Origin of the sequence: Mycobacterium sp. GA-0227b (assembly GCF_001499855.1) — a bacterium.
GTDB lineage: Bacteria > Actinomycetota > Actinomycetes > Mycobacteriales > Mycobacteriaceae > Mycobacterium.
This window is the reverse complement of the sequence record NZ_LQIK01000029.1, coordinates 336665-363480: the sequence shown is the minus strand read 5'-3', so window position 1 is coordinate 363480 and position 26816 is coordinate 336665. Positions and strand designations below refer to the sequence as shown.

Here is a 26816-nt window from a genome sequence, read left to right as displayed (position 1 = left end):
GCGAATTCTGCGCCCAGGGTTCTATCTTGGCCCTGTTTACGACCCACGTGAGAAATCGGTACCGAATCAGGCCGCCGAATCCGCGCGAGGTGCGCCGAAGAACCGGTATTCCGACGGGTCGAATTTGCGGGTGGCCAACCAGTACTGCCACGTCATGCCGCTCCACAACGTCCGGTTCACGCCGTGCTCGTCGAGGTACCAGCTCTGGCAACCTCCGGTGCTCCACACGGTGCCAGCCAGCTCGCCCTGCAACTCCTCGTTGTAGCGGTCCTGCGCCTCGCGCGTCGGGGCCAGCGCCTGCGCGCCGGCACGGTCGACCGCCGCGATCGCATGGGCGGCGTAGCGGATCTGCGACTCGATCATGAACACCACGGAGTTGTGACCGAGTGCGGTGTTCGGGCCGAGCAGGAAGAACAAGTTCGGCATTTCGGCGACGGTGATGCCGCGCAGGGCCGCGATGCCCTCCCGGTTCCACCGGTCGACGAGATCCTCGCCACGTGGGCCCTTGATGTGGACATAGGTATAGGAGTCGGTGACGTGAAAACCCGTCGCGAACACGACGACGTCGACCTCGCGTTCCGCCCCGTCGGCGGTGACGATTCCGGTCGGGGTGAACCGCGCGATGCCGTCGGTGATCACCTCGGTCTTCGGGTTCGCGACACCGACGTAGTAGGTGTCGGAGTTCAGGATCCGCTTACAGCCGGCGCGGTAGTTGGGCGTCAGCTTGCGGCGCAGTTCCTTGTCCTTGACCGACCGGCGGATGTTCCACTTGCCCATCAGCTCACCGATTTTCAGCAGGCGGGGCTGTTTGGTCATCGCGAAGCCGACGCCCTCGTGGGCCCAGTAGATACCCGCGCGCATCAGCGCCCGGGTGCCCGGCACGGTGGCGAACAAATTGCGCATCCACTCGGGGATCGGGTTGTTGGGCCGTGGCATCACCCACGCGGGTGTGCGCTGATACAGGTGCAACTCGGCGACGTCCTTGACGATCTCGGGCACGATCTGGATCGCGCTGGCGCCGGTGCCGATCACCGCGACTCGCTTGCCGGTGAGATCGACGCTGTGGTCCCACTCCGCGGAATGGAAAGCGGCGCCGGTGAATTCGTCGAGGCCGGGAAACTCCGGCACCAACGGAATGTGCAGACCGCCAGCGCCGGAGATCACGAACTGCGCGATGAACTCGCGCCCGTCCTTGGTGAAGACGTGCCAGCGGTTCTCGTCGTCGTCCCAGTGCGCACGGTCGACGTGTGAACCGAAGCGGATGTAGCGGCGCAGGCCGTACTTGTCGGTGACACCCTTGAGGTAGTCAAAGATCTCCGGCTGGAACGACCACATGTGCTTCCAGTCCGGCTTCGGCTCGAAGGAGAACGAGTACATGTGCGACGGGATGTCGCAAGCACACCCCGGATAGGTGTTGTCGCGCCACGTGCCGCCGATTTCGTCGGCCTTCTCCAGCATCAGGAAGTCGACGTTCTGACGCTGCAACGCGATAGCCATACCGAGGCCGCTGAAGCCGGTGCCGATGATCAGGGCGCGGGTGTGCACAGGTTGTCGGACGGTGATGTCGTCGGCCGTCTGCTCGGCAACGGTCATGGTCGGGTCTCCCCAATCTTCGATGTGGCCCGTTCCTGGGAACGCCGGTACCGGATACTTGAGCCCAGTCTCCGGCCTCGGCCGGAAGGTGTCAACGCGCCGTCAGGCGACGGGCTGCTGCTTGCGGACTGCGGTGTGAATGGGCTGGTCGGGTTCGATCTTGATGCCGAGCAGCTCGGCCGTGCCGTTGATGGCGCCCACCATGATCGTCGTCATGTGCGCGACGAACTCATCGGCTGGCATCCGGCGGGGGCGATCATCGTCGGCACCCAGCCACCAGTCCGTGGCTGAGGCGGCGGTGCCGAAGATCGCGAACGCGGCCAGCTCGAAGGCGGCGGGTTCGGGCGCCAGATCCTTCAGTTCCGCGCTGATCATGTCGGCGATGGCCAGGGTGATCTCGCTGCCCTTGTTGACGGTCGTCATCGCTGCCGCCGACTGGTCGGCGAACCGGCCCTGCAGAAGAAAGCGCACGACGTTCGGGTGGCGGTCGACGAGTTCGACGTAGTGCGCGACGCCGCGACCGACGATCTGGCGGGCCGAGTCTTTCTCCACGTCGATCGACGGAATGATCGCCGCCCACAGCATGTCCCGCATGCGCTGGCCGATCTCGGCGAACATGTCGGACTTGTCGGTGAAGTGCCGGTAGATCTTGGGTTTGGCGGTGCCGGCCTCCTCAGCGATTTCCCGCACGCTGACGTTGGGGCCGAGGCGGTCGATGGCGCGGAAGGCGGCGTCGACGATTTCGGCGCGCACCTTCTTGCGGTGCTCGCGCCAGCGTTCGCTGCGGGCGTCCACCTTGACACCCGGCTCACCACTCGAGCGTGGCCTGGACCCTCGTCGCACCCGGCCACTCTACCGCTCAAGCGGCGCTGACCTGCTCAGACCATGCCGCGCCGTGTTTCGCGGGGCGCTGGCCAGGCAACTCCGTCCGACAAGAGAGGCGGTCTCGCCGCAGGTAAGATCGCTGCGACAGCCGATCGACGAGACGAGATTCATGACCCAGCGATACGACCTGATCATCGCGGGTGGCGGGCCTTCGGGTTCGGCCGCCGCGTGGCAGGCCGCGCAGACCGGCGCGAAGGTAGTGGTCCTCGACAAGGCCGAGTTCCCCCGCGACAAGCCGTGTGGTGACGGGCTGACGGCCCGCGCGGTGAGCTACCTGCAGAAGATGGGGCTGGCCGACGAGGTCGCCACGTTCCACCGGGTCAACCGCGTCACGGTGTTCAGCCCCAGCCAGTGGGAGCTGTCGTTCCCGCGTCGGCCGGGCATGCCCGACCACGGCCACACCGTCAGCCGCACCCACTTGGACACGGTGCTGCTCAAGCACGCCGAGTCCGCGGGCGCCGAGGTGCGCCAGGGCGCGGAGGTGACGGGGCCGATCGTGGAGAACGGCCGGGTGGTCGGCGTGACGCTCAAGAGCGGCGAGAAGGTCCACGGCGACGCGGTGATCGCGGCCGACGGCGCCTATTCGCCGATCAAGCGGGCGCTGAAGATCGACTCGGAATACAACGGCTACTCGGCGATCGCGATCCGCTCGGAGATGCCCGCCAACCGTCCCGACTCCGACAGCCTCGACATCTACCTGAAGCTGGTTTTCGAAGGCGATCAGCTGCCGGGCTACGGCTGGGTGTTCCCGATGGGCAACGGCGTGTTCAACATCGGGCTCGGCTACGTCAACAGCTACAAGAACTGGCAGTCGATCAACGCGACGCAGTTCCTCGGCGAGTTCCTGCGCACGTTGCCGCCTGAGTGGGAACTGCCGCCGATCGAAGAGCTCAAGAAGAACAAGAGCGTGCGAGCGTGGCGCCTGCCGATGGGCTTCACCGCATGGCCGCCGTGGCGTCCGGGGGTGCTGTTCACCGGCGACTCGCTGGGCGCCGGCAAGCCGGCTTCCGGTGCGGGCATCTCCAAGGCACTGGAGTCGGGTCTGGCCGCGGGTGAATGTGCGATCGCCGCGCTGCAGAATGGCGGGCCCGACGACTTCACGAACTACGCGCAGCGGATGGAGGCGGCCTGGGGTCGGGAATACCGGCGCGGCCGCTACTTCCACAAGCTGCTCGGGTATCCCCGCTTCGCCAATGCCGGCATCAAGCTCATCGACAACGCCGCGTTCCGCGACCGGATGCTCAAGGCGCTGTACAAGAAGGCACAGGGGCCCCAGCACACGGTCAGGTGAAGCCGAACGGCTGGTTGTCGCGGGGACTTCGCAGATTCGCGTCCACGGCTCGGTATGGCGCGGCTATTTGGCGACGACCGTCAGCATGACCGCCGAGTCCTCGAGGGCCGAAAGGCTGTGCCGTTCCGCGGGAATCGCGATGTGGTCGCCCGCGATGCCGTCAACGGCGCCGCTCACGGCGTTCAGCCGGACCCGGCCGCGCAACACCAACAACGTTGCCTCGCCCGGGCTTTCGTGCTCATCGAGCCCGTGGCCCGCGGCCAGCGCCAGCAGGGTCTGCCGCAGCATGTGCCCTCGGCCGCCGTACACGGTGTGCGCCGAGCGGCCGGAGGAAGCGGCCTTCGCCGAGGTGAGCTGTTCATCGGCCATCGTCGACAACGACTGGACAGTCTGACTGGCCACGGGTTTTCCCTTCTCGCCCAGGCATTTACGGTCCCGGGCGCAACACCAAGCCGATCTCGCAGGAGCCACCGCGCGCATCGGGTACCACCGAAACCTGGTACCGCGCACCGATCGCGTCGGCGTTCAGATCGATCACTTCCTGAATGAGCCCCTGCTGCATGCCGCGGACTACCTCGGGCGCCGACGCGGCGACCTCGGCCAGCGGGCAGGTGCAGATCTGTACCGTCATCTCGCCGAACGAGGTCAACACCGAGCGCACCTGGAAACCGAGCTCGTTGAGTGTCAGCACGACGAGGTCGCCCACCGAGGTTTCGGCGCGCGGCCGCGCCAAGTGCACGCGATGCGCGAGGTCTGCACCGATGCGCAGTGCGCGCTCTTCGCGTTCCTCGACGGTCCCGCCCAGGTGCGCGGCGAACAGCGACACGATCTCCGCGTAGTCCAGTCGCGGCGCGATCTCGTAGGTCAGCCTCGGCCTGCCTGCCCCCCGGTTGCGCACACCGCCGCTGCGCCGGACGAAGCCCTGGCCCTCGAGCGTGCTCAGGTGAAACCGGGCCGTCGTGACGTGTATCTGCAAGGTGTCCGCGACGTGCTGCACGTCGACCGGTCCCGTCGCCGAACGCAACAGGTTCAGGACACGCTGTCGCTGTTGGCCTGCCGCCCGGTCGGGCGGAGTATCGCGGTCGTGGCGGGGCGCTGACATTCTCTGAGTCTGTCACGATGCCGGTACGACGCCGACGACCGCAACGGCGGTCAAGGCGCGCCGGTACCGATGGAACGTCTTGCGCATTCCAATGACGCGTTTGCGGGCTGCGCGGCGCCGAATCAGGTTGCCCACGATGCGCAGCGCTCCGCCCAACCCTTCGTCGGCCAGCACTCGCGCCGGGTTGAGCAGCGCCATCGGCGCATGGTCGACCGTCGCCACCTCGAAACCGGCATCGGTCAGCAGCGCAGACCATTCCGCCGTCGTCAACGGGCGGGCGTTGACCTTGATCGCGCGCGCCATGTCGCGGCGGATCTCGTCTTTGGTGTCCTGCGGGAGGGTGTCCGGCTTCAGACCCAGTTCGTGGATGGCGTACCGCCCGCCCGGCCGCAGCACGCGGAATGCTTCGGCGGCGATCGCCCGCTTGTCGCGGTCACCTTGCATGGTCAGCATCGCCTCGCCGATCACGACATCGGCGCTGCCCGAGGGCAACCCGGTGTCGGCGGCGTTGGCCACCACCACTTGTCCGTTGACAGGCGCGACGATCGTGCGTACGGCCTCCGTCGCGGCGGCAGTGTCGTCGACACCGACATAGGAGCGCGGCCGCAGGGCGACGATATCGCTCGCGGTACGGCCCAAACCGGGCCCGAGTTCCACGACGTCGGCACCCTGGACACCCGCCGCGGCGAGCAGGCGGGTGGTCAGTTCCAGACCACCGGGGCGCAGCACCCGCTTCCCCAGCCTCGCCAGCAGCCAGTGCCCCGGCAGATCGGCGTCGGACCGCTGGGCAAGTGGAAGGTTCTCTCTTCCAGTCATTTTCGTTGTCTCCTTCCGACAGCCGAGAGCGCGAAGATCGCGGTGAATATCACGCAGGCGTCCGCGGCGGCGCTCCGCTCGGCAGGTACCTGGCCGCGGTGTCGATGACGTACACCCAGAGCAGGATCGCTCGCCATGACCGGCTCCTTATTTAGAGGAAACTTTTCCGGTTAATGTAGACGGCGATACTGGATGAGGCAAGGCTTACCTTTGGGCCCTGCCGACTGGCGATTTTTGCCGCGCGAACGCAAGGTTCGCGTGCGGTTACTGGCGGCCCGGCGAACGCCGGACGGTCACATGTGCAGAGGGTCGACGCTGCAGCGCCGTTTGTGAATTTGACGACGTAAATTGCCGAAAAGCGTCGTCAGATTCACAAACGATGGCAGCGCTAGGTGTAGAGGGTCGACGCCGAGTGTCGGGTCAGCCAACATCAATCCGCATTTCGCGGGTGTCCACCCGACACTCGGCATGGCGGTCTCACAACATGCAGCTGACGCAGCCATCCACCTCGGTGCCTTCCAAAGCCATTTGGCGCAGCCGGATGTAGTACAGCGTCTTGATGCCCTTGCGCCAGGCGTAGATCTGCGCCTTGTTGACGTCGCGCGTGGTGGCGGTGTCCTTGAAGAACAGCGTCAGGCTCAACCCCTGGTCCACGTGCTGGGTGGCCGCGGCGTAGGTGTCGATGACCTTCTCGTAGCCGATCTCGTAGGCGTCCTGGAAGTACTCCAGGTTCTCGTTGGTCATGTACGGCGCGGGGTAATAGACGCGGCCGATCTTGCCTTCCTTACGGATCTCGATCTTCGAGGCGATCGGGTGGATCGAGCTGGTCGAGTGGTTGATGTAGCTGATCGACCCAGTCGGCGGCACCGCCTGCAGGTTCTGGTTGTAGATGCCGTGTGCCTGCACCGACTCCTTGAGGCGTAGCCAATCCTCTTGCGTCGGGATGCGGATGTCGGCGTCGGCGAACAGCTGACGGACCTTGTCGGTCTTGGGCTCCCACACCTGCTCGGTGTACTTGTCGAAGAACTCGCCCGACGCGTACTTCGACCTTTCGAATTCCTTGAAATGCGTACCGCGTTCGATCGCAATGCGATTCGACGCGCGCAGCGCGTGGTACAGCACGCAGTAGAAGTAGATGTTGGTGAAGTCGATGCCCTCTTCGGACCCGTAGAAGATCCGCTCTCGCGCCAGGTAGCCGTGCAGGTTCATCTGCCCGAGCCCGATTGCGTGGGAGTCGTTGTTGCCCTGCTCGATCGACGGCACCGATGCGATGTGCGTCTGATCCGACACCGCGGTCAGCGCCCGGATCGCCACCTCGACGGTCTGCGCGAAGTCCGGCGAGTCCATCGCCTTGGCGATGTTCAACGATCCGAGGTTGCATGAAATGTCCTTGCCCACCTTGGCATAGGACAGGTCTTCGTTGAACAGCGACGGCGTCGAGACCTGCAGGATCTCCGAGCACAGGTTGGAGTGCGTGATCTTGCCGTCGATCGGGTTGGCCCGGTTCACCGTGTCCTCGAACATGATGTACGGGTAGCCCGATTCGAACTGCAGCTCTGCCAGCGTCTGGAAGAACTCGCGCGCCTTGATCTTGGTCTTGCGGATGCGCGCGTCGTCGACCATCTCGTAGTACTTCTCGGTGACCGAGATGTCGGCAAACGGCAAGCCGTAGACACGTTCGACGTCATACGGCGAGAACAGGTACATGTCCTCGTTCTTCTTGGCCAGCTCGAACGTGATGTCGGGGATCACGACGCCGAGGCTCAGCGTCTTGATCCGGATCTTCTCGTCGGCGTTCTCCCGCTTGGTGTCCAGGAAGCGGTAGATGTCGGGGTGGTGCGCGTGCAGGTACACCGCACCCGCGCCTTGGCGTGCGCCGAGCTGGTTGGCGTAGGAGAACGAGTCCTCGAGCAGCTTCATGATCGGGATGACGCCCGAGCTCTGGTTCTCGATGTTCTTGATCGGCGCCCCGTGTTCGCGAATGTTGCTCAGCAGCAAGGCAACTCCACCACCGCGCTTGGACAACTGCAGCGCTGAGTTGATGGAGCGGCCGATCGACTCCATGTTGTCCTCGATGCGAAGGAGGAAGCACGAAACCGGCTCGCCGCGCTGCTTCTTGCCCGAGTTGAGGAACGTCGGGGTGGCCGGCTGGAAACGACCGTCCATGATCTCGTCGACCAGCTTCTCGGCCAGCGCGGTGTCACCGGCGGCCAGCGTGAGCGACACCATCACCACGCGGTCCTCGAACCGCTCCAGATAGCGCTTGCCGTCGAAGGTCTTGAGCGTGTAGCTGGTGTAGTACTTGAACGCGCCGACGAACGTCGGGAACCGGAACTTCTTGGCGTACGCGCGATCGAGCAGGCTCTTGACGAAGTTGCGCGAGTACTGGTCGAGCACCTCGCGCTCGTAGTAGTTCTCCTTGATCAGGTAGTCGAGTTTCTCGTCGACATCGTGGAAGAAGACCGTGTTCTGGTTGACGTGCTCGCGGAAGTACTGGTGCGCGGCCTCGCGGTCCTTGTCGAACTGAATCTTGCCGTCGGCGTCGTACAGATTCAGCATCGCGTTGAGCGCGTGGTAATCCATCTCGCCGGCCCCCGAAGCCGAATGCGTGGCCGGCGCGGCGGGCGCTACAGGCTCTGCAGCTGTGACGGTTGGTGACACGTCTGGTCCTTCCAAAACTCTTCCAAACCCGATCGGACGGCGTCGACGTCGTCCGGGGTTCCCATCAGTTCGAAGCGGTACAGGTACGGAACGCCGCACTTGCGGGACACGACATTGCCCGCGTAGGCGAACTCGGCGCCGAAGTTGTTGTTGCCCGCGGCGATGACGCCGCGGATCAACGACCGGTTGTGTTCATTGTTGAGGAACGCGATGACCTGCTTGGGCACATAGCCGCCGTCGTTGATGTCCGGTGTGGCGCGTCCACCCCCGTAGGTGGGTAGCACCAGCACGTAGGGCTCGTCGACCTCGATGCGTCCATGCAGCGGGATCCGGGTAGCGGGCAGGCCCAGCTTCTCGACGAAACGGTGGGTGTTCTCCGAGACGCTGGAGAAGTAGACGAGATTGCTCATCGCGCTCTCCCTTTCTGCCCGTCGGATACCCCTAAGCCGTCGCCGCGACCGCTCCGAGGGCCTTGATGCGGTCGGGCCGGAATCCGGACCAGTGCTCGTTGCCGACCACCACGACCGGGGCCTGCAGATACCCGAGCGCCATCACGTAGTCGCGGGCTTCGCTGTCGAGGGTGATGTCGACCTTCTCGTACGCGATGCCCTGCTTATCCAGCGCCTTGTAGGTCGCGTTGCACTGCACGCATGCGGGCTTGGTGTACACGGTGATCGAGTGCTGAGTCATCTGCGGTACGGCTCCTGTCGCGAACTGGGACTGGCAACTGGTCGAACACTTTCATCTGGCCGAGATTCATCGAATTTCAGCAGCCCGGAGACCCTGAAAATTCCTGTCGCCCGAGGCCACCGTCCGGTGTGCCTTGACGCCGACACGACCGGGTTCGGGGGCTCCGGCCGACCCTCAGCGAGCTTGGAATCGTGGGGGCCTGTCGGTGCTCGAAACACTACACCTAGTGTCCGACATTGCGAAGGAATACCAGATGTTCTGAATAACAATCTTGGAATTCCCAGGTCGTAAGCTCATCAGGCCCACCTCGCTCGGCGTGTCGCACGTCACACTCGGAGGTGTGTCGTGTACCTGCGGCAGGTATAGCAGTCGGCACCGACAACTCGATATGCATGACGGGCGGACAGCAAAGCGACCAAGGGCGTCGCCTAGGGCGTGGGATCGAATTCGAGCAGGCGGCGCTCGACCAGGTCGGCTCCGCGCGCGACGCCACCCGCCGATGCGAACCCGGCCGCGACCCGGCGCGCGCCGTCGACCCTCGTCATCGCTTCGTCGATCTTGCGCCGAAGCCGCGGTGCGGTCAGCTTCCTGCTCGGCAGCCGGGACCCGCAGCGCGCGACCTCAACGCGGCGAGCCACTTCGAACTGGTCGCGGCCGAACGGGACGACGCACACGGGCACTCCTCGCGCAAGTGCTTTCTGAGTCACTCCCATCCCGCCGTGGGTCACGGCGCAGACAGCCCGGTCGAGCACGGCGCCGTGCGCAACGAAGGTCCGCACGGTGGCGTTGTCAGGTATCACCAGGCCGTCGGGTACCCCACATGGGAACGTCGCGATGACATGTACCGGTCGGGTGCTCATGGCGGCCAACGCGGTCGATGGCAGAACAGCATCGGCCTGTCGCTCCGATGAAGTCGCGACCAGAACGATCGGGCGGTCGATGCCATCCAGGAACGAGACATCATCAGGCACATCGAATTCACAAGGCCCGATCATTTGAACTCGGTCGTCCCAATCCGGATGCGAGTATTCGAAGGGCTCGGCAGTCGCGACGAGGATGAGCGGCGCGCGGCTGACCAGATCCTGGCCCGACACAACGGATTTCGCACCTACCTGCGCGCACACGCGGTTGAGCGGTTCGCGCATGGCACGGTCGAATGTTCCAGCGACGAGTGGGCGCAGCGCCTCATCGCGAAGCCGACCCAGCGGTCCAGGCCATGGGCGCAGGCCGGGCCCGAAGGGCGGCGCCTTCCGCGATCTCAGAATCGGCGGGTAGGACCAAAACAATGCCCAGGGCATCGATGCCGCGTCAACGACGGCGGGTGCACCCCAGCAGTTCGAATCGATGATCGTGGCATCGGGGCATACCGACTCGATCGACGCGGCGAGATCCTCCACCTCGTATACCGCGCGTTCGGCGAAAGCTCGAAACGCGGCCCTGAGTGCGGCTCTCGGGTTGGCAGCGGTCCAGTCGTCCATCGCCACCGCCTCGATGCGCGGATCGAGGGCCGAGGATTCGAGCCCCAGCGCGCCGCCGATTCCGACTCCCTCGGACAACGTCCGCAGCACAACCCGGTGGCCGCGATTGCGCATTTCGACCAGCAGTGCCAGCAGCGGGTAGAGATTGCCGAAGGCCGGAGAGGTGTACGCCAAGATCGTGGCCACGGCTTCACCGGCCTCTTCGCTCCGAGGCCGTGCCGCTCCGGGGGCCGGCCCTTGAGCCGGAATTTTATCGGCTCACCCGCCAGCGCAGCTCGCATTCGGCAACCGGTCCCTTAGCCGACCTCGGCGGCCAGTTTGCCGACGATGTCACGCAGCCCGGCGACAACTTCCGCGTCCTCCCGCGGATGCCTGCCGTCGAGCGTGGCGGTCGGTATCGACAGCCGCAAATCCTCCACGACGCGCGGTCCAGCGATCGCGAAACTCTTGCGCGTCTCGTCGTGCGCCCACTGGCCGCCATAGCGCCCAAGCGACGCGCCGACGACCGCGAGCGGCTTGTCCTTGAGCGCGCTATCGCCGTAAGGCCGCGACAACCAGTCGATCGCGTTCTTGAGCACACCCGGGATGCTGCCGTTGTACTCGGGGGTGACCACCAGCGCGGCATCCGCATCCGCCGCGGCCCGCCGCAGCGCCACCGCCGGTTCGGGCACTCCGCCCTGCGCCTGGCCGTCGTCGATGTCTTCGTTGTAGAAGGGCAGTTCAGCAAGCCGGTCGAACAACTGCAGACGGATGCCCTCCGGAGCTGTCTCGACCGCAGTCTCGACCAGCTGCCGGTTGACCGATCCTGCCCGCAGGCTGCCCAACAGCACCAGCACCTTGGCGTTCGACGTGTCCGACATCTTTGTGTTCTCCTCGGTCGACGGTGAAAATCCTCGCACAGCACAACCGGACTGCAGTCCGAATCATTCCGGCTGAACTAAACTGCTGACATGGCCGCGCCTCGTCCCCTCAACGCGCTGCCGGTTTCCACCCCAACCCCTCCCGAGCGCGGTGACGCCGCTCGCAACCGCACGCTGATTCTCGACGCCGCGCGAAAGCTGATCGCCGAACGCGGCGCCGAAGCGGTCACCACCGATGACATCGCGACGGCCGCCGGCGTCGGCAAGGGCACATTGTTCCGCCGGTTCGGCAGCCGCGCGGGCTTGATGCTCGTGCTGCTCGACGAGGACGAGAAGGCCCAGCAACAGGCGTTCCTGTTCGGGCCCCCACCACTGGGGCCGGGCGCTCCGCCGCTCGAGCGGCTGTTGGCCTACGGCCGCGGCCGATTGGAGTTCGTGAACAGCCACCACGCGCTGCTCTCCGATGCCAACCGAGACCCCCAGATGCGGTTCAGCCCGCCCGCCACGCTGCACCATCAGCATGTCCGCGTGCTGCTGCAGGCCGCCGACACCACCGGCGACCTCGACGCGCAGGCCGCCGCGCTGCTCGCCCTGCTCGACGCGGACTACGTGCGCCACGAACTCAACGAGCGCGGCGCGACGCTCGAGTCACTCGCCGATGCCTGGGAAACGTTGGCGTGCAAGCTGTGCGGGCGATGAGCGCTTGCGCGAAGTGGGGGCACCACCCGCCCGAATGGCAGGGGGACAGACGGCTCCGATGAGACGCTGGATACTGCACGTCGACCTCGACCAGTTCCAGGCCGCGGTCGAGATCCGCCGCAACCCGGCGCTCGCCGGGCTGCCGATCATCGTCGGCGGCAACGGCGATCCGGACGAGCCCCGCAAGGTCGTGACTTGCGCGTCGTACCCGGCCCGCGCGTACGGGGTGCACGCGGGCATGCCGTTGCGCACCGCGGCTCGCAAGTGCCCGGATGCGACGTTCCTGCCGTTGGACACGGACGCCTACGATGCGGCTTCCGAAGAGGTGATGGACTTGCTGCGCAACTTCGGGCACCCCGTGGAGGTGTGGGGCTGGGACGAGGCGTACATCGGCGCCGACCTCGACGACTCGCAGACCCCGTTCGGGTTCGCCGAGCGGATCCGCGAGGTGATCGCAGCCGAGACGGGCCTGTCGTGTTCGGTGGGCATCAGCGACAACAAACAGCGCGCCAAGGTGGCCACCGGATTCGGCAAGCCGACGCGCGTGCCCGGGGCCGACGACGCGCCGGGCGTCTATCAACTCACCGACGAGAACTGGATGGCGGTGATGGGCGACCGTGCGGTGGACGCCGTCTGGGGTATCGGACCGAAGACGGCGAAAAAGCTTGCGGCCATGGGCATCACCACCGTCGCCGATCTCGCTGCCACCGACGCGTCGCTGCTCACCGCGACCTTCGGCCCCACGACAGGGCTGTGGATCCTGTTGCTCGCCAAGGGCGGCGGCGACACCGACGTCAGCGCCACACCGTGGGTGCCGCGCTCGCGCAGCCATGTCGTCACCTTCCCCACCGACCTCACCGAGCGCTCCGAAATGGACAGCGCCGTCGTCGATCTCGCGCAACAGACCCTGAGCGAGGTCGTCGGGCAGAACCGGGTCGTCAGCCGGGTGGCCGTGACGGTGCGGACGAAGACCTTCTACACCAGGACAAAGATCCGCAAGCTACCCGCACCGACGGTCGACGCCGAAATTGTCACCCGAACCGCACTCGATCTCCTCGGCCAGTTCGAGCTCGACCGACCCGTCCGATTGCTGGGCGTGCGGCTGGAACTGACGCCGCCCGAAGGCGGGTACTGAACCAATGCTGCACACGGTCGCGATCCGCGGATACCGGTCACTGCGCGACATCGTCCTACCGCTGGCGGGACTGACCGTTGTCACCGGCGCCAACGGGACGGGTAAGTCGTCGCTGTATCGCGCCTTGCGCCTGCTGGCCGACTGCGGCCGCGGCGAGGTGATCGGGTCACTGGCGCGCGAGGGTGGCCTGGAGTCGGTGCTGTGGGCGGGTCCCGAACAGCCCAGCGGCGCCCGTCGCACCGGACGCGTCGAGGGCACGACGAGGACCGGTCCGGTGTCACTCGAAATGGGTTTTGCATCAGACGATTTCGGCTACCTCGTCGACCTGGGCCTGCCGCAGATGGCGGGCCACGGATCGCTGTTCGGGCGCGATCCGGAGATCAAGCGAGAGGTCGTGTTCGCGGGTCCGGTCATGCGTAGCAGTTCGACGCTGGTGCGCCGAACCCGCGAATACGTGGAGGCGAGCGCGGAGTCCGGGCGAGGGTTCGACAAACTGTCCCAGTCGCTACCGCCCTACCGCAGCGTGCTCGCCGAGTTCGCCCATCCCGGCGCACATCCCGAACTCGCCGCGGTGCGGGACCGGTTGCGCAACTGGCGTTTCTACGACGGATTCCGGGTCGACGCCGCGGCGCCGTCGCGACAGCGCACGGTCGGAACCAGGACCCCGGTCCTGTCCGACGACGGCAGCGACCTGGCGGCCGCGATCCAGACCATCCTCGAAGCCGGCTTCGACGACCTACAGCGGGCCATCGCCGACGCCTTCGACGGCGCCTCGGTGTCGGTGGCCGTGCACGACGGGTTGTTCGATCTGCAGTTGCAGCAGCGCGGCATGCTGAGACCGTTGCGGGCGGCCGAATTGTCCGACGGCACACTGCGATTCCTGCTGTGGGCCGCCGCGCTGCTCAGCCCGCAGCCCCCGTCGCTGATGGTGCTCAACGAGCCGGAGACCTCGCTGCATCCGGACCTGGTCCGTCCGTTGGCGTCGTTGATCCGTGCAGCGACAGGAGGCACCCAGGTCGTCGTCGTCACCCACAGCAAGGCCCTGCTCGAGTACCTCGACACCGTTCCGGTCGGTGACGGCGGCGATGCTGTGGAGATCTCGCTGTACAAGGATCTCGGGGAGACGCGTGTCGACGGGTTGGGCATGCTGTCTGCTCCGCCGTGGGACTGGGGTCGGCGTTAGCGGCGCGCCGCCGGTCGCAGTGCCTTGGTGAACAACACGTTCGCCTGGCGCATCGCGACGCTGTACGGCCACCACATCGTGCGCTTGAACAGATACAGCGCCCGGATGTCGGGCGAGGTGTAGATCAGGAACCGGTTACGGCGAACGCCTTTGAGGATGCACTCGGCGGCGTGTTCCGGTGACACCGCGTGGCCGCCGAACCGGTCCGTCCACCTCTTCACCCGGGGGTCCTCGCGGTCCACCCCGGCGATCTGAACCGTCTGCACCAGCGGCGTTTTCACCGCGCCGGGCACCACCACGGAAACCCCGATCCGGTGTCGGGCCAGATCAAAGCGCAACACCTCCGACATCCCGCGCAATCCGTACTTGCTCGCGCTGTACGCGGCGTGCCATGGCAACGCCACCAGTCCGGCCGCCGAGGACACGTTGACGAGTTGACCTCCGGTGCCCGCCGCGACCATCGGCGGCACGAACGCCTCGATGACGTGGATCGGACCCATCAAGTTGATGTCGACCATCGACTTCCAGTGCTGGTGCGTCAGCGTGGACACGGTGCCCCACGCCGATACCCCGGCGATGTTCATCACGATGTCCATCGCCGGGTGGCGGGAGTGGATGTCGGCGGCGAACGCGGCCACCGCGTCGTAGTCGGAGATATCAAGAGCTCTGTACTCGGGCACCTCGGCGCCGAGCGAGCGCGCGTCGGCGACGGTCTTCTCCAGGCCCTCGGCGTCGCGGTCGGTGAGATAGAGTTCGGCGCCCTCGGCGGCCAACTTCAACGCGGTCGCGCGGCCGATGCCGCTGGCGGCCCCGGTGAGAAAACAACGCTTGTTCGCAAAGCCGGGGTGCGCCATGGCGGTGAGGATACTGTGTTCAGCCCTGCGGCCGGCCGGACGGTTCCGGACTCCCCCAGAACGCCGCAACCCAGAGTCGCTCCAGCGCGTCGATCGCTCGATTCGGATCGATACCGCGGCCCACGAAGGTGCTGTCCTGGGTCAGCGTCATCGTCGTCGTCGCGGCCAGGGTGCGAACGAGTGCGGGCAGGTCATCGGAGATCGGGCGCGCGTCGACATCTTGTTCGAGCAGCGTGATGAGTTTCTCGATGATGCCGTCGTAGAAGTCGTCCATCATCTCGCGGATCTTGGCGTCGGTGTTGCGAGCGACTGCACACGCCGTCAACACGGGGTCGTCATTGGCGTATACGGCCGCGGCGCTGCCGACCATGCGCTTGGCGAACGCCTCCGGCGTCTCTCCCGGCTCACGCGGAGCGAAGTGGTGGGTGAGGCTGTCGAGCATCTCCCCCGCGTCGGCCAGGATCACCGCGAGCACCGCGTACTTGGAGTCGAAATAGAAGTAGAAGCCGGACCGGGCGACCCCGGCACGCTCGCTGATCGTGCTGACCGACAGGTCGGCGAACGGACGCTCCTGAACCAGTTCCCGGACGGCGTTGATGATCGCGTCGCGCTGCCGGTCGCCGCGGCTGCGACGCGCCTGCGGCGCTGGTTGAGCAGTCATCGCCCTAGACCTTCGCACCGCGGCGCGCCAGGACAAAACTTGACATGCGTCAAGTGTGCCATTCAGGATGAGGATGAGAGTGACAACGGCCACAGTCTTTCTGCGCAGGAGCATGCCAATGACGACGACCATCAACACCAAGGATTACCTGCTCGACCAAGCCAAACGCAGGCTGACCCCGTCGTTCAACAACTTCCCGGGCATGGGCCTGGTCGAGCGCAGGCTGCTCAACACCGACTTTCCGCAGAAGCCGATGGCGTTGCCACCGGCGGGTAGCGACCTGAAGCCGGTCATCGGCGACGCAGGCCTGCCGATCATCGGCCACATGATCGAGATGTTCCGCGGCGGGCCGGACTATCTGCTGCACGTCTACCGCAAATACGGGCCGCTGTACTACGGAGATTCCCCGGCCTTGCCGGCCGTCGCCGCGCTGGGCCCCGACGCCGCGCAGGCCGTCTACTCCAACCGCAACAAGGACTTCTCCCAACAGGGCTGGGTACCGGTGATCGGGCCGTTCTTCCATCGCGGACTGATGCTGCTCGACTTCGAGGAGCACATGTTCCACCGGCGGATCATGCAGGAGGCGTTCGTCCGCAGTCGCCTGGTCGGCTATCAGGAGAAGGTCGACAAGGTGGTGTCTCAGGTCATCGCCAAGCAATGGGTGGCAAACGACCCGCGCTTCCTCATGTATCCGGCCATGAAGGAACTGACGCTCGACATCGCGTCGATGGTGTTCATGGGGCACGAGCCCGGCTCCGACAAGGAATTGGTGACCAAGGTGAACCAGGCGTTCACCACCACGACGCGCGCGGGCAATGCGATCATCCGCAAGCCGGTGCGGCCGTTCACCTGGTGGCGCGGCATGCAGGCCCGCAAGCTGCTGGAGGATTACTTCGAGGAGCGGGTCAAGGAACGTCGCGGCAAGGAGGGCTCCGACCTGCTGACGGTGCTGTGCCACACCGAGGACGAGCACGGCAACAGCTTCACCGACGAGGACATCGTCAACCACATGATTTTCCTGATGATGGCCGCGCACGACACGTCGACGTCGACGGCCACCACGATGATCTACCACCTGGCCAAGCACCCGGAGTGGCAGGACCGCTGCCGCGACGAATCCGACCGCCTCGGCGACGGCCCCGTCGACATCGAGGCGCTGGAGAAGCTGGAGTCGCTCGATCTGGTGATGAACGAGTCGATTCGGCTGGTGACGCCGGTGCAGTGGGCCATGCGCCAAACCGTGCGCGACACCGAACTGCTGGGCTACTACCTGCCGAAGGGCACGAACGTCATCGCCTACCCGGGCATGAACCATCGGCTCGAGGAGTTCTACCCCGAGCCGATGAAGTTCGACCCGGAACGTTTCACCGAGCCCCGCAACGAACACAAGCAGCACCGCTATGCGTTCAGCCCGTTCGGCGGCGGTGCACACAAGTGCATCGGCATGACGTTCGGTCAGTTCGAGGTGAAGACCATCCTGCACCGGTTGCTGCGCAAGTACCGGCTCGAACTGCCGCGCCCGGATTACACGACGGAGTGGGACTACGGCGGCATGCCGGTACCCAAGGACGGCATGCACATCGTGCTGCGCCCGCTGCGCTGACCTTCGGCGATCAGGCCGCAGTCAGCAGGCGGTTCGCGCAGGCGATGACGGCGCTCAGTGCCGACTGTGTCGGATCGTCGGACAGCCCCATCGCCCATTCGGACCGCATACCGTCGGAGCCGCGGATGAAGGTGGCCGTGCGTTCGCCCGCGTGCATCTGGTGAAAAGCGGTCATCTCCAGTGCGATTCCCCGGTCGTAGAGCATCGATGTCAGCGCGGCGACTGGGCCCGGCGCGGCCGCCGACGTCGTGCAGATCCGGTCGCCGATCGCCAGTGTCGCCTGATACTGGCGCGCCTGAGGCCCCAGCCGGGTAGCGGGGCGGTCACCGTCGATGCAGCTCCAGTCGCCCAGCCGCAATGGACCTGAACTGGGCGCATACTCGGCGACAAACGATTCGAAGGACATCGCGTAGGCCTCCTCCCGCAGGCCGCGCGGCATCGGGGCGTCGATGTGAGCCGCGAACGTGGGCGACGCTGCGCTGGTAGCGGATTCGGTTGCGAACGAGGTGGTCATGTGCCGATCTCTTCTTCGAAAGGAAGCGACCGACAGGGAAAGCTACGTAGCGACGACCCACAGCGAGGGGTCGGTCAGAATCAGACCCCGCTGCGGGTTGCTACTACGAGTCGCCTCGGCACGCGTCCGATCGTAGACGCACGCGCACACGGCTGCAAAGACAATTCCGTTCGCCTCCATGGCTCGTGACGCGCCCCTTGGCCGTAACGTGTGGCTGATGTCGGCCAGTCATGTGTCATCCGCATGGCTGGAGCGTTGTTCGGGCCACGGGTGAACTGGGCGCTGCTGTTCGCCGCCGGCATTCTCGGCGGGCTCACCGGCAGCATCGCCGGCCTCGCCTCGGTGACCACTTATCCCGCCCTGCTGCTGTTCGGCCTGGCGCCGGTGACGGCCAATGTGACCAACACTGTGGCGCTGGTGTTCAACGGCATCGGTTCGGTGTTGGGCTCGCGGCCCGAACTCGAGGGCCAGGGTCGCTGGATCAGGCGCACCCTGCCGGTCGCCGTGCTCGGTGGCGCGGCGGGCGCCGCGCTGTTGCTCTCCACGCCCGCGGAGGGTTTCGAGAAGGCCGTGCCGATCCTGCTCGGCGTCGCCTCGCTCGCAATCCTGCTGCCGCGCCGGATATCCACCGAAGCACAGGTAGCCAGTCACCTGCGGCACCGAACCGGAGTGCTGTTCGAGGTGTCGGCGATCTTCTTGATCTGTGTCTACGGCGGCTATTTCGGCGCGGCGGCCGGTGTGCTGCTGCTCGCGCTGCTGCTGCGCGCGGCTCCCGCGTCGCTCCCCCAGGCCAACGCGGGTAAGAACGTGGTCCTCGGCGTGGCGAATACCGTTGCGGCCGTGATCTTCGCGTTGCTGGCGCCGGTGCATTGGTGGGCGGCGCTGGTGTTGGGCCTCGGCTGCCTGGTCGGGTCGCGGCTGGGCCCGATCGTCGTCCGGCACGCACCCGCCGGCCCACTGCGCGTGGTGATCGGCGCGGCGGGCGTGGCGCTGGCGGTCAAGCTGGGAATCGACGCCTACGGTTCCTAGCGCGAGCAGACGCGAAATGCCCTCGACACGCCGCAAAATGGGGCACTTCGCGACTGCTCGCCACGGCTACTAGAGCTCGAACGGGCTGTCGCCCTTGACGACCCGGGTACCCAGGTCGATGAGGTTCTGGGCGTTGGCGTGCAACCGCTCACCCGCGTCCCGGCTGGCCTGGCCGACCAGAAATCGCGACCAGGTGCCCTCGATCACGATGCCCAACTTGAAGCACGCCATCGCGATATACCAATCGAGACTTGGAGTTTCGCGGCCACCCGCAGCGAGGTAGGCCGCGAGGAGCTCACGCCGGCTGGCCAGCCCGCCGAGCGCGGCGAGCTGCGCGCCCGCGGTGATTGTGTTGGTTTCCAGCGGCCAGCAGATCAACATCCAGCCCAGGTCCAGCAGCGGGTCGCCGACTGTGCACATCTCCCAGTCGACGAACGCCGCCAGCTCGGGCGTGTCGCGGCGCAGCAGCACGTTGCTCAGATGCGGGTCGCCGTGCATGACGCCCGGCCGCCCCTCCGGCGGCACGTTCGACGCCAACCAGTCGGCGAGTTCCGTCACGGCCAGCGACTCGGGGTCGTAGCGGTCGTGCCGATAGCTCTCGAGCAGCCGCAGGAACTGCGGGACCTGACGCTCCAGAAACGAGCCGGGACGCTTGAGTGCGGCCAGCGGACGGCCCTCCCACTCGACCTGCCCGAGCATCGCCAGGCTCGCCGCATACGACAGGCCGACCTGATGGCGCATGGCCGGGTCGCGCACGTAGGCCTCCGCCATGTCGTCGCCCGGGTTGAAGCCGTCGACCTCCTCCATCAGATAGAACACCACCCCGAGGACGCTGCGGTCCTCGCAGCCGGCGATGAAGCCGGGGTGTGGCACCGGCGTGCCCGCCAGCGTGCGCAGCGCCGCGATCTCGCGCAGCATCGTCTTGTCGCTCGTCGGCCGCGGGTGCAACGGCGGCCTGCGCAGCACCATGGGTCTGCCGTCGACGTGTAGCCGCACCACGATGTTCTGCGTCCCGCCGGTCAGCGGTTCGACGTCGCTGACCGTCGATCCCAGGCCCTGCTGCCGGACCCACTTCTGCAGGGCGGCCTGGTCGTCCTCACTCAGGGTCGGAAGCTGATGCGTGTCGTCGGGCATGCAGCCATCGTGTCAGGTCGCCGGACTCACCTAGTGCGGCTTGTGCACAAGTCACCAGTTACTTGGGGGCGAAGCGCTGGCCCGCATCCAGCCGCAGGCACTGGCCGTTGAGCATCGGGTTCTCGACGATCGCCGCGACCAGCTTGGCGTACTCCTCGGGCTTGCCGAGCCGCTTCGGGAACGCCGCATCCTTGGTCAGCGCCTTGGCGAACTCGTCGGGGATGCCCTCGGTCAGGCCGGTGGCGAACAGGCTCGGCGCGATGGCCAGCGCCCGGATGCCCAGGCTGCCCATGTCGCGGGCCATCGTCAGGCACATCCCGGCGATCGCCGCCTTGGATGCGGTGTAGGCGACCTGCCCGATCTGGCCCTCGAACGCGGCGATCGAGGCGGTGTTGATGATGACGCCCCGCTCCTCCTGCTCATCGTCGACCAGGTCCTGCTGGCTCATCTGCCAGCCCGCCAGCCTGCTGATGTTGAAGGTGCCAATGAGGTTCAGATCCACGCACTTGCGGAAGGTCTCCAGGCTGTGCGGGCCGTCCTTCTTGACGGTGCGCTCCGCGGCGCCGCCACCGGCCGTCGTCACGATGATGTGCAGGGCGCCCAGCCCGTCAATGGCCTGCTGCAGCACTTTCTCGGTGCCGTCGAAGTCGGTGACGTCCACCTCGAAGAACGAGCCGCCGATCGCGTCGGCGACCTCCTTGCCCTTCGACTGCGGGCGGTCCAGCACCGCGACGTCCGCACCGCGCTGTGCCAGCAACTCCGCCGTGGCCTTGCCGAAACCCGACGCACCGCCGACGATGATGGCCTTCTTGCCCTGGATTTCCACCTGGGTCTCCCCTTTCCAAAAAATGCTCGAATCGTAAAGCAACCTAGCCGACGTCATCTTTTGGTAAGGCCTTTGGGTCGCCAACGTGAGTACTTTGGCGGCATGACGGCGCGCAGCACCAAGGCGATGGGCGGCATCGCAGCGGCCGCCGTCGCGCTTGGAGTCACCCAGCTTCTCGCCGCTTTCGTCGGACCGGAGGCCGACGCCCGCACCGCTGTCGGTTCGTCGGTCATCGACCGGACGCCCGGGCCGGTCAAGGAATGGGCGATCCAGACCTTCGGGATGGCCGACAAACTCGTGCTCTCGATGCTCGTTCTGGCGGTGATCGCCGTCGTCGCCGCGGCCACGGCCGCTCTCGAGACCAGACGCGTTCCCATCGGCAGCATTGCGATCGTCGCGGCCGGTGTCCTCGGTTGCGCGGCCGTGCTGTCGCGCGCTGGGGCGAACCTGTTCGACGTGGTGCCGACGGTGGTGGGCACCGCGTGCGGCGTCGCGGTGCTGCGGCTGCTCGTCTCGGGCCGGTTCACCGACGCTCCCCAACCCACGGACGACGGTCCCGATCCCGGCCGACGACTGTCGTTGGTGACACTGGGTTTTCTCGGCGTCGGGGCGCTGACCGGTGTCGGCGGCGTCGTGCTTTCCCGCCTGACGACCTCCGTCTCGGGCGATCGCAACGCCTTCGCACTGCCGCCGGTCGACGTCGCCGCGCCGCCCGTCCCACCGACGGTACAGCCGAAAGGTGTTGCGCTGCCGACGTTCATCACCAGCAACGCCGACTTCTACCGGATCGACACGGCGCTGCGTGTCCCGCAATTGAGCCGGGAGAACTGGCAGTTGCGGATCCACGGCATGGTGGACCGCGAGATCACCCTGCGCTTCGGCGATCTCGAGCGGTTCGACGTGGTGGAGGAGCTGGTGACGCTGACGTGTGTGTCGAACCCGGTCGGCGGCAACCTCATCGGTACCGCCACCTGGACGGGCTACCGAACGCGGGACCTGTTGGCCGAAGCGGGAATCCACCCGGACGCGGACATGGTGCTGTCGATGTCGATCGACGGGTTCACCGCGGGGACTCCGGTCGATGCGCTCACCGACGACCGCGGCGCGATGTTGGCGGTCGGCATGAACGGTGAACCGCTGCCGACCAATCACGGCTACCCCGCCCGGTTGGTGGTGCCCGGGTTGTACGGGTACGTCTCGGCGACCAAATGGGTCGTCGACTTGGAAGTGACCCGATTCGACCGGGCCGAGGCGTACTGGACGCGGCTGGGTTGGTCGGCGCGCGGGCCGATCAAGACGTCGTCGCGGATCGACGTGCCGCGCAGCGGCCAGGACGTGCCGCGCGGTGCGGTGACGTTCGGCGGCGTGGCGTGGGCGCAGAACCGCGGGGTGCGCAACGTCGAGGTGCGCATCGACGGCCCCGAAAGCCAAGGCGACTGGCAGCAGACCGATCTCGGCGCCGCCTATTCCGACGAAACGTGGCGGTTGTGGAGCTTTCCATGGCAGGCCACCCGGCCGGGGCGCCACACGATCACCGTGCGGGCCACCGACAACACCGGTGCGGTGCAGACCGCCGACGTCGCCGACCCGGTGCCCGACGGCGCCACCGGCTGGCACAGCGTCGAGTTCACGGTCACCTAACGCATTGCCGCCTGACCCCACCCACCGCGAGTGACCGTGTCTGCACACCGACACGCCGCGATTGCCGGTACAAATGCGGTCACTCGCGCATCTTCAGAGACCCGTGACAGGCTGAACCCGTGCAGTTGCTCGACGTCGCGACCGCGTCCACGGAAGTCGGCGCCTCATCGTCGCGGCTGGCCAAGACCGCCACGATCGCCGATCTGCTGCGCCGGGTCGGCGACGAGGGCGACGCCGATCAGGTGGCGGTCGTCGTGTCATGGCTGTCGGGTGAGTTGCCGCAACGCCAGATCGGCGTCGGTTGGGCCGCGCTTCGCTCGATGCCGGAACCGGCGACGGCCCCATCGCTGACGGTGCCGGAGGTCCACGCGCGGTTCACCGAGATCGGACTGGTCGCGGGCAAGGGCTCGCAGGCGCGGCGCGCCGAGTTGCTCGCCGGGCTGTTCGGCGCCGCAACCGGCGTCGAGCAGACGTTTCTGCGCAGGCTGCTCGGCGGCGAACTGCGCCAGGGCGCGCTCGTCGGCGTGATGGCCGACGCGGTCGCCAAGGCCGCCGGGGTGCCCGCCGCTGCGGTGCGCCGTGCCGCCATGCTCGGTGGCGACCTGCCCGCCGTCGCGGCCGCTGCCCTGACCGAGGGCGAGGCGGCGCTCGAACAGTTCACGCTCACGGTCGGGCGCCCCGTCGGCCCGATGCTGGCGCAGACCGCCGCGGGCGTCGCCGAGGCTCTCGAACGTCTCGGCGGCACAGCCGTTTTCGAGGCCAAGCTGGACGGCGCCCGAGTACAGGTGCACCGATCCGGTGACGCCGTGTCGATCTACACCCGCAGCCTCGACGACGTGACCGCCCGTTTGCCGGAGGTCGTCGACGCGGCATTGGCCCTGCCCATCACAACCTTGATAGCCGACGCCGAGGCGATCGCATTGCGAGCCGACGGACGTCCGCACCGCTTCCAGGTCACGGCGTCGCGCTTCGGTCGCTCCGTCGACATCGCCGCCGCCGCGACGGCGCAACCGTTGTCGGTGTTCATCTTCGACCTGCTGCACGTCGACGGCGTCGATCTGCTGGACAAGCCGACCCGAGAGCGTATCGAGGTGCTGGACGCGCTTGTCCCGAAGGTCAACCGGGTCGACCGCCTGGTCTCCGACGACCCCGCGAAAGCGCGGGAGTTCCTGGAGGTCACGCTGGCGGCGGGCCACGAAGGTGTGATGGCGAAGTCGCTCAGCGCGCCCTACGAGGCGGGGCGCCGCGGCGCCGGATGGCTCAAGGTCAAACCCGTGCACACCCTCGATCTGGTCGTCCTGGCGGTCGAGTGGGGATCAGGCCGTCGCACCGGCAAGCTGTCCAACATCCACCTCGGCGCCAGGGATCCCCGCACGGGCGAATTCGTCATGCTCGGAAAGACTTTCAAGGGCATGACCGACGCGATGCTCGAGTGGCAGACCGCGCGGTTCCTCGAGTTGGCCGACGGGCCGACCGACGGCTACGTCGTGAAGGTGCGACCCCAGCAGGTGGTCGAGATCGCGTTCGACGGCGTTCAGGGCTCCTCGCGCTACCCCGGCGGAATGGCTCTGCGATTCGCCCGGGTACTGCGCTACCGCGACGACAAGAGCCCCGCAGAAGCCGACACCATCGACACGGTGCGCGCCTTCTACCAGCGCGGAAGCTAAAGCGACCGTTTTTACACGTGGCCGATGCGGCCGATGAAAAGATCGCCACATGGCATCCCCAACCGCTGCATCGCAGCGCACAGAGGAAACCGACGGCGACGTCACCTACGTCCGCACCGACAAGGATCTGCCCCCGGTGGCGATCATCGACCGGTCGCCGATCACCGCCAGACACCGGATCGTCTTCGGGATCATCGCCGTGCTCGGCGCGCTCGCCTGGGCGGTGATCGCGTTCTTCCGCGGCGAGACGGTCAACGCGGTCTGGTTCGTGATCGCCGCGATCTGCACCTACGTCATCGGATTCCGGTTCTACGCCCGGCTCATCGAGATGAAAATCGTGCGTCCGCGCGACGACAACGCCACGCCCGCCGAGTTATTCGAGAACGGCACGGATTACATGCCGACCGATCGCCGGGTGTTGTTCGGCCACCACTTCGCCGCGATCGCCGGCGCCGGTCCGCTCGTCGGCCCCGTCCTCGCCATGCAGATGGGCTACCTTCCCGGCACCATCTGGATCATCATCGGTGCCGTCCTGGCCGGCTGCGTGCAGGACTATCTCGTGTTGTCGATCTCCACCCGGCGGCGCGGCCGTTCACTCGGGCAGATGGCCCGCGACGAACTCGGGGCCATCGGCGGGGTGGCCGCGATCGTCGGTGTGCTCGTCATCATGGTGATCCTGCTGGCGGTGCTGGCGTTGGTGGTCGTCGGAGCCCTCGCCGAAAGTCCGTGGGGTGTCTTCTCGATCGCGATGACGATCCCGATCGCGATCTTCATGGGGTTGTACCTGAGGTTCTTTCGCCCCGGCCGGGTATCGGAAGTGTCGCTGATCGGTGTCGGCCTGCTGCTGCTCGCAGTCGTCGCCGGCGGGTGGGTCGCCGAAACATCATGGGGCACCGACTGGTTCACCCTGTCGAAGGTGAGCCTGTCGTGGGCCATCATCGTCTACGGCTTCGCCGCCTCGGTCCTGCCCGTATGGTTGCTGCTGGCCCCCCGCGACTACCTGTCGACGTTCATGAAGGTCGGCACCATCGCCCTGCTGGCGGTGGGCATTCTGCTGGCCCGACCGGTCATGGAGGCACCGGCGGTTTCGGCGTTCGCCGGCCAGGGCACCGGCCCGGTGTTCGCAGGATCACTGTTCCCCTTCCTGTTCATCACAATTGCCTGCGGTGCACTGTCGGGCTTTCACGCGCTGATCTCGTCCGGCACCACGCCCAAGCTGTTGGAGAAGGAAGGACAGATGCGGCTGATCGGCTACGGCGGCATGCTGACCGAGTCGTTCGTCGCGATCATGGCGCTGATCACCGCGGCCATCCTCAACCAGCACCTGTACTTCGCAATCAACGCGCCTGCGGCGTCGACGGGGGCCACGGCGGAGACCGCAGCCGCCTATGTCAACGGCCTGCCGATCGACAGTCCGCCGATCAGTGCCGACGACATCACCAGAGCCGCCGAAAGCGTCGGCGAAGAGTCGATCGTTTCCCGCACCGGTGGCGCACCGACGCTGGCGTTCGGCATGTCCGAAGTGCTGAGCAAGGTCTTCGGCGGTGACGCGCTCAAAGCGTTCTGGTATCACTTCGCGATCATGTTCGAAGCGCTGTTCATCCTCACCACGGTCGACGCGGGCACCCGGGTCGCCCGGTTCATGCTCTCCGACGGCCTGAGCAACCTGGGCGGCCCGCTGCGAAAGCTCAAGGATCCGAGTTGGCGTGTGGGCGCGTGGATCTGCAGCCTGATCGTGGTGGCGGCGTGGGGCAGCATCCTGTTGATGGGCGTCACCGATCCGCTCGGGGGCATCAACACGCTGTTCCCACTGTTCGGCATCGCCAACCAGCTGCTGGCGGCGATCGCGCTGACGGTCGTGACCGTGGTCATCGTGAAGAAGGGCCTGCTGAAATGGGCCTGGGTGCCGGGCATCCCGTTGCTGTGGGACCTGACGGTGACGATGACCGCGTCCTGGCAGAAGATCTTCTCGGGCGATCCCAAGGTCGGCTACTGGACGCAGCACTTCCAGTATCGCAACGCCAGGGATGCGGGTGAGACGGCGTTCGGCGCGGCGAAGGACGCCGACCAGCTCGACGCGGTCATCCGCAACACCTTCATCCAGGGCACGCTGTCGATAGTGTTCGCGCTGCTGGTTCTGATCGTGTTCCTCGCCGGGGTCGTCACGGTGTTCCGGGCGGTTCGCGGCACCGCCCTGCCGTCGACCGAAGACGAACCGGTGCCCTCGCGGCTGTTCGGACCCAGGGGTCTTGTCATGACCAAACCCGAGAAGGAGGTGCAGAAGCAATGGGACGCGTTGTCGAAGTCGCACGCAAGATCGGTTGGCACTGGGGCACATTGATAGGCGACCTGATGGGCGACACCCACTATCGTCGCTATGTCGAGCACCGGATGCGCACCCATCCGGGTGAACCGGTGCTCTCCGAACGGGATTACTGGCGGATGCGCCACGCCGCCGCCGACACCAATCCGAGCGCGCGCTGCTGCTAGCGAC

25 protein-coding genes are annotated in these 26816 nt (G+C 66.5%); 10 read left to right on the top strand and 15 right to left on the bottom strand.

What is annotated here, in order from left to right; all coding sequences use genetic code 11:
* Positions 1 to 66: 66 nt before the first annotated feature.
* Together AU185_RS17550 and AU185_RS17545 are read right to left on the bottom strand one after the other, a co-directional pair.
* Complete coding sequence (locus tag AU185_RS17550; protein WP_059100828.1) at positions 67 to 1593, bottom strand: flavin-containing monooxygenase; 1527 nt, start codon at positions 1591 to 1593, stop codon at positions 67 to 69.
* Between the two features lie 102 nt (positions 1594 to 1695).
* Positions 1696 to 2436, bottom strand: coding sequence for a TetR/AcrR family transcriptional regulator (locus AU185_RS17545; RefSeq protein ID WP_059100829.1), 741 nt, complete (start codon positions 2434 to 2436; stop codon positions 1696 to 1698).
* Positions 2437 to 2587: 151 nt separating this feature from the next.
* Here AU185_RS17545 and AU185_RS17540 point away from each other — a divergent pair, with 151 nt between their 5' ends.
* The gene (locus tag AU185_RS17540) at positions 2588 to 3769 is read left to right on the top strand and encodes an NAD(P)/FAD-dependent oxidoreductase (protein ID WP_059100830.1); all 1182 of its coding nucleotides are present in this window, start codon (positions 2588 to 2590) and stop codon (positions 3767 to 3769) included.
* 63 nt (positions 3770 to 3832) lie between these two features.
* On the opposite strand, the gene AU185_RS17535 is transcribed toward AU185_RS17540, so the two are convergent.
* The 8 genes from AU185_RS17535 to AU185_RS17500 form a co-directional block, all read right to left on the bottom strand.
* A complete protein-coding gene (locus AU185_RS17535) occupies positions 3833 to 4171 on the bottom strand; it encodes a cupin domain-containing protein (protein ID WP_502687779.1) in 339 nt (112 codons plus the stop codon).
* 25 nt (positions 4172 to 4196) lie between these two features.
* On the bottom strand, positions 4197 to 4871 hold the full coding sequence (locus AU185_RS17530; protein ID WP_059100832.1) for a helix-turn-helix transcriptional regulator: 675 nt from the start codon (positions 4869 to 4871) through the stop codon (positions 4197 to 4199).
* Between the two features lie 12 nt (positions 4872 to 4883).
* The gene (locus AU185_RS17525; protein WP_059100833.1) at positions 4884 to 5687 is read right to left on the bottom strand and encodes a class I SAM-dependent methyltransferase; all 804 of its coding nucleotides are present in this window, start codon (positions 5685 to 5687) and stop codon (positions 4884 to 4886) included.
* A 477-nt stretch (positions 5688 to 6164) separates the two neighbouring features.
* Entirely contained in the window at positions 6165 to 8270 is a 2106-nt protein-coding gene (nrdE, locus tag AU185_RS17520; protein ID WP_172800400.1) for a class 1b ribonucleoside-diphosphate reductase subunit alpha, read from the bottom strand.
* Between the two features lie 44 nt (positions 8271 to 8314).
* Complete coding sequence (gene nrdI / locus AU185_RS17515; RefSeq protein ID WP_059100835.1) at positions 8315 to 8758, bottom strand: class Ib ribonucleoside-diphosphate reductase assembly flavoprotein NrdI; 444 nt, start codon at positions 8756 to 8758, stop codon at positions 8315 to 8317.
* A gap of 31 nt (positions 8759 to 8789) precedes the next feature.
* Complete coding sequence (locus AU185_RS17510) at positions 8790 to 9038, bottom strand: redoxin NrdH (RefSeq protein ID WP_059100836.1); 249 nt, start codon at positions 9036 to 9038, stop codon at positions 8790 to 8792.
* Between the two features lie 428 nt (positions 9039 to 9466).
* Positions 9467 to 10702, bottom strand: coding sequence for a nucleotide disphospho-sugar-binding domain-containing protein (locus tag AU185_RS17505; RefSeq protein WP_059100837.1), 1236 nt, complete (start codon positions 10700 to 10702; stop codon positions 9467 to 9469).
* Between the two features lie 110 nt (positions 10703 to 10812).
* Positions 10813 to 11376 carry an NAD(P)H-dependent oxidoreductase gene (locus tag AU185_RS17500; RefSeq protein ID WP_059100838.1) on the bottom strand — a complete coding sequence of 188 codons (564 nt, stop codon included), beginning with the start codon at positions 11374 to 11376 and terminating at the stop codon, positions 10813 to 10815.
* 90 nt (positions 11377 to 11466) lie between these two features.
* On the opposite strand from AU185_RS17500, the gene AU185_RS17495 reads away from it, so the two are divergent.
* Genes AU185_RS17495 through AU185_RS17485 form a run of 3 tightly spaced genes read left to right on the top strand, consistent with a single transcriptional unit; the run spans position 11467 to position 14393 of the window.
* Positions 11467 to 12075: a TetR/AcrR family transcriptional regulator gene (locus AU185_RS17495; protein WP_059100839.1), complete on the top strand. Its 609-nt coding sequence runs from the start codon at positions 11467 to 11469 to the stop codon at positions 12073 to 12075.
* Between the two features lie 58 nt (positions 12076 to 12133).
* Complete coding sequence (locus tag AU185_RS17490; RefSeq protein ID WP_059100840.1) at positions 12134 to 13210, top strand: DNA polymerase IV; 1077 nt, start codon at positions 12134 to 12136, stop codon at positions 13208 to 13210.
* 4 nt (positions 13211 to 13214) lie between these two features.
* Positions 13215 to 14393 carry an AAA family ATPase gene (locus tag AU185_RS17485; RefSeq protein WP_059100841.1) on the top strand — a complete coding sequence of 393 codons (1179 nt, stop codon included), beginning with the start codon at positions 13215 to 13217 and terminating at the stop codon, positions 14391 to 14393.
* Here the strand turns inward: AU185_RS17485 and AU185_RS17480 are convergent.
* Both AU185_RS17480 and AU185_RS17475 read right to left on the bottom strand, forming a co-directional pair.
* Positions 14390 to 15247, bottom strand: a complete 858-nt coding sequence (locus AU185_RS17480) for an SDR family oxidoreductase (protein ID WP_059100842.1) — start codon at positions 15245 to 15247, stop codon at positions 14390 to 14392. The two genes, AU185_RS17485 and AU185_RS17480, sit on opposite strands and share 4 nt — an antisense overlap.
* Positions 15248 to 15266: 19 nt before the next feature.
* Positions 15267 to 15908, bottom strand: a complete 642-nt coding sequence (locus AU185_RS17475) for a TetR/AcrR family transcriptional regulator (RefSeq protein WP_059100843.1) — start codon at positions 15906 to 15908, stop codon at positions 15267 to 15269.
* 118 nt (positions 15909 to 16026) lie between these two features.
* Between AU185_RS17475 and AU185_RS17470 the strand changes: the two genes are divergently transcribed.
* Entirely contained in the window at positions 16027 to 17511 is a 1485-nt protein-coding gene (locus AU185_RS17470) for a cytochrome P450 (RefSeq protein WP_059100844.1), read from the top strand.
* A gap of 10 nt (positions 17512 to 17521) precedes the next feature.
* Here the strand turns inward: AU185_RS17470 and AU185_RS17465 are convergent, their stop codons facing one another.
* Positions 17522 to 18025 carry a 2-isopropylmalate synthase gene (locus AU185_RS17465; RefSeq protein ID WP_172800325.1) on the bottom strand — a complete coding sequence of 168 codons (504 nt, stop codon included), beginning with the start codon at positions 18023 to 18025 and terminating at the stop codon, positions 17522 to 17524.
* A gap of 243 nt (positions 18026 to 18268) precedes the next feature.
* On the opposite strand from AU185_RS17465, the gene AU185_RS17460 reads away from it, so the two are divergent.
* The gene (locus tag AU185_RS17460; RefSeq protein ID WP_059100845.1) at positions 18269 to 19054 is read left to right on the top strand and encodes a sulfite exporter TauE/SafE family protein; all 786 of its coding nucleotides are present in this window, start codon (positions 18269 to 18271) and stop codon (positions 19052 to 19054) included.
* Between the two features lie 69 nt (positions 19055 to 19123).
* Here AU185_RS17460 and AU185_RS17455 read toward each other — a convergent pair whose 3' ends face one another.
* Positions 19124 to 20188, bottom strand: a complete 1065-nt coding sequence (locus tag AU185_RS17455) for a phosphotransferase family protein (RefSeq protein ID WP_059100846.1) — start codon at positions 20186 to 20188, stop codon at positions 19124 to 19126.
* Positions 20189 to 20246: 58 nt separating this feature from the next.
* Positions 20247 to 21014 (bottom strand): SDR family NAD(P)-dependent oxidoreductase, encoded by a 768-nt coding sequence (locus AU185_RS17450; protein WP_059100847.1) that lies wholly within the window; start codon positions 21012 to 21014, stop codon positions 20247 to 20249.
* Positions 21015 to 21116: 102 nt separating this feature from the next.
* Here AU185_RS17450 and AU185_RS17445 point away from each other — a divergent pair, with 102 nt between their 5' ends.
* From AU185_RS17445 to AU185_RS24800, 4 genes are all read left to right on the top strand, one after another.
* Positions 21117 to 22655 (top strand): molybdopterin-dependent oxidoreductase, encoded by a 1539-nt coding sequence (locus tag AU185_RS17445; protein WP_059100848.1) that lies wholly within the window; start codon positions 21117 to 21119, stop codon positions 22653 to 22655.
* A gap of 119 nt (positions 22656 to 22774) precedes the next feature.
* Complete coding sequence (locus tag AU185_RS17440) at positions 22775 to 24322, top strand: ATP-dependent DNA ligase (RefSeq protein WP_059100849.1); 1548 nt, start codon at positions 22775 to 22777, stop codon at positions 24320 to 24322.
* A 49-nt stretch (positions 24323 to 24371) separates the two neighbouring features.
* Complete coding sequence (locus AU185_RS17435; RefSeq protein ID WP_059100850.1) at positions 24372 to 26663, top strand: carbon starvation CstA family protein; 2292 nt, start codon at positions 24372 to 24374, stop codon at positions 26661 to 26663.
* 11 nt (positions 26664 to 26674) lie between these two features.
* Entirely contained in the window at positions 26675 to 26812 is a 138-nt protein-coding gene (locus AU185_RS24800; RefSeq protein WP_502687780.1) for a YbdD/YjiX family protein, read from the top strand.
* Positions 26813 to 26816 lie beyond the last annotated feature (4 nt).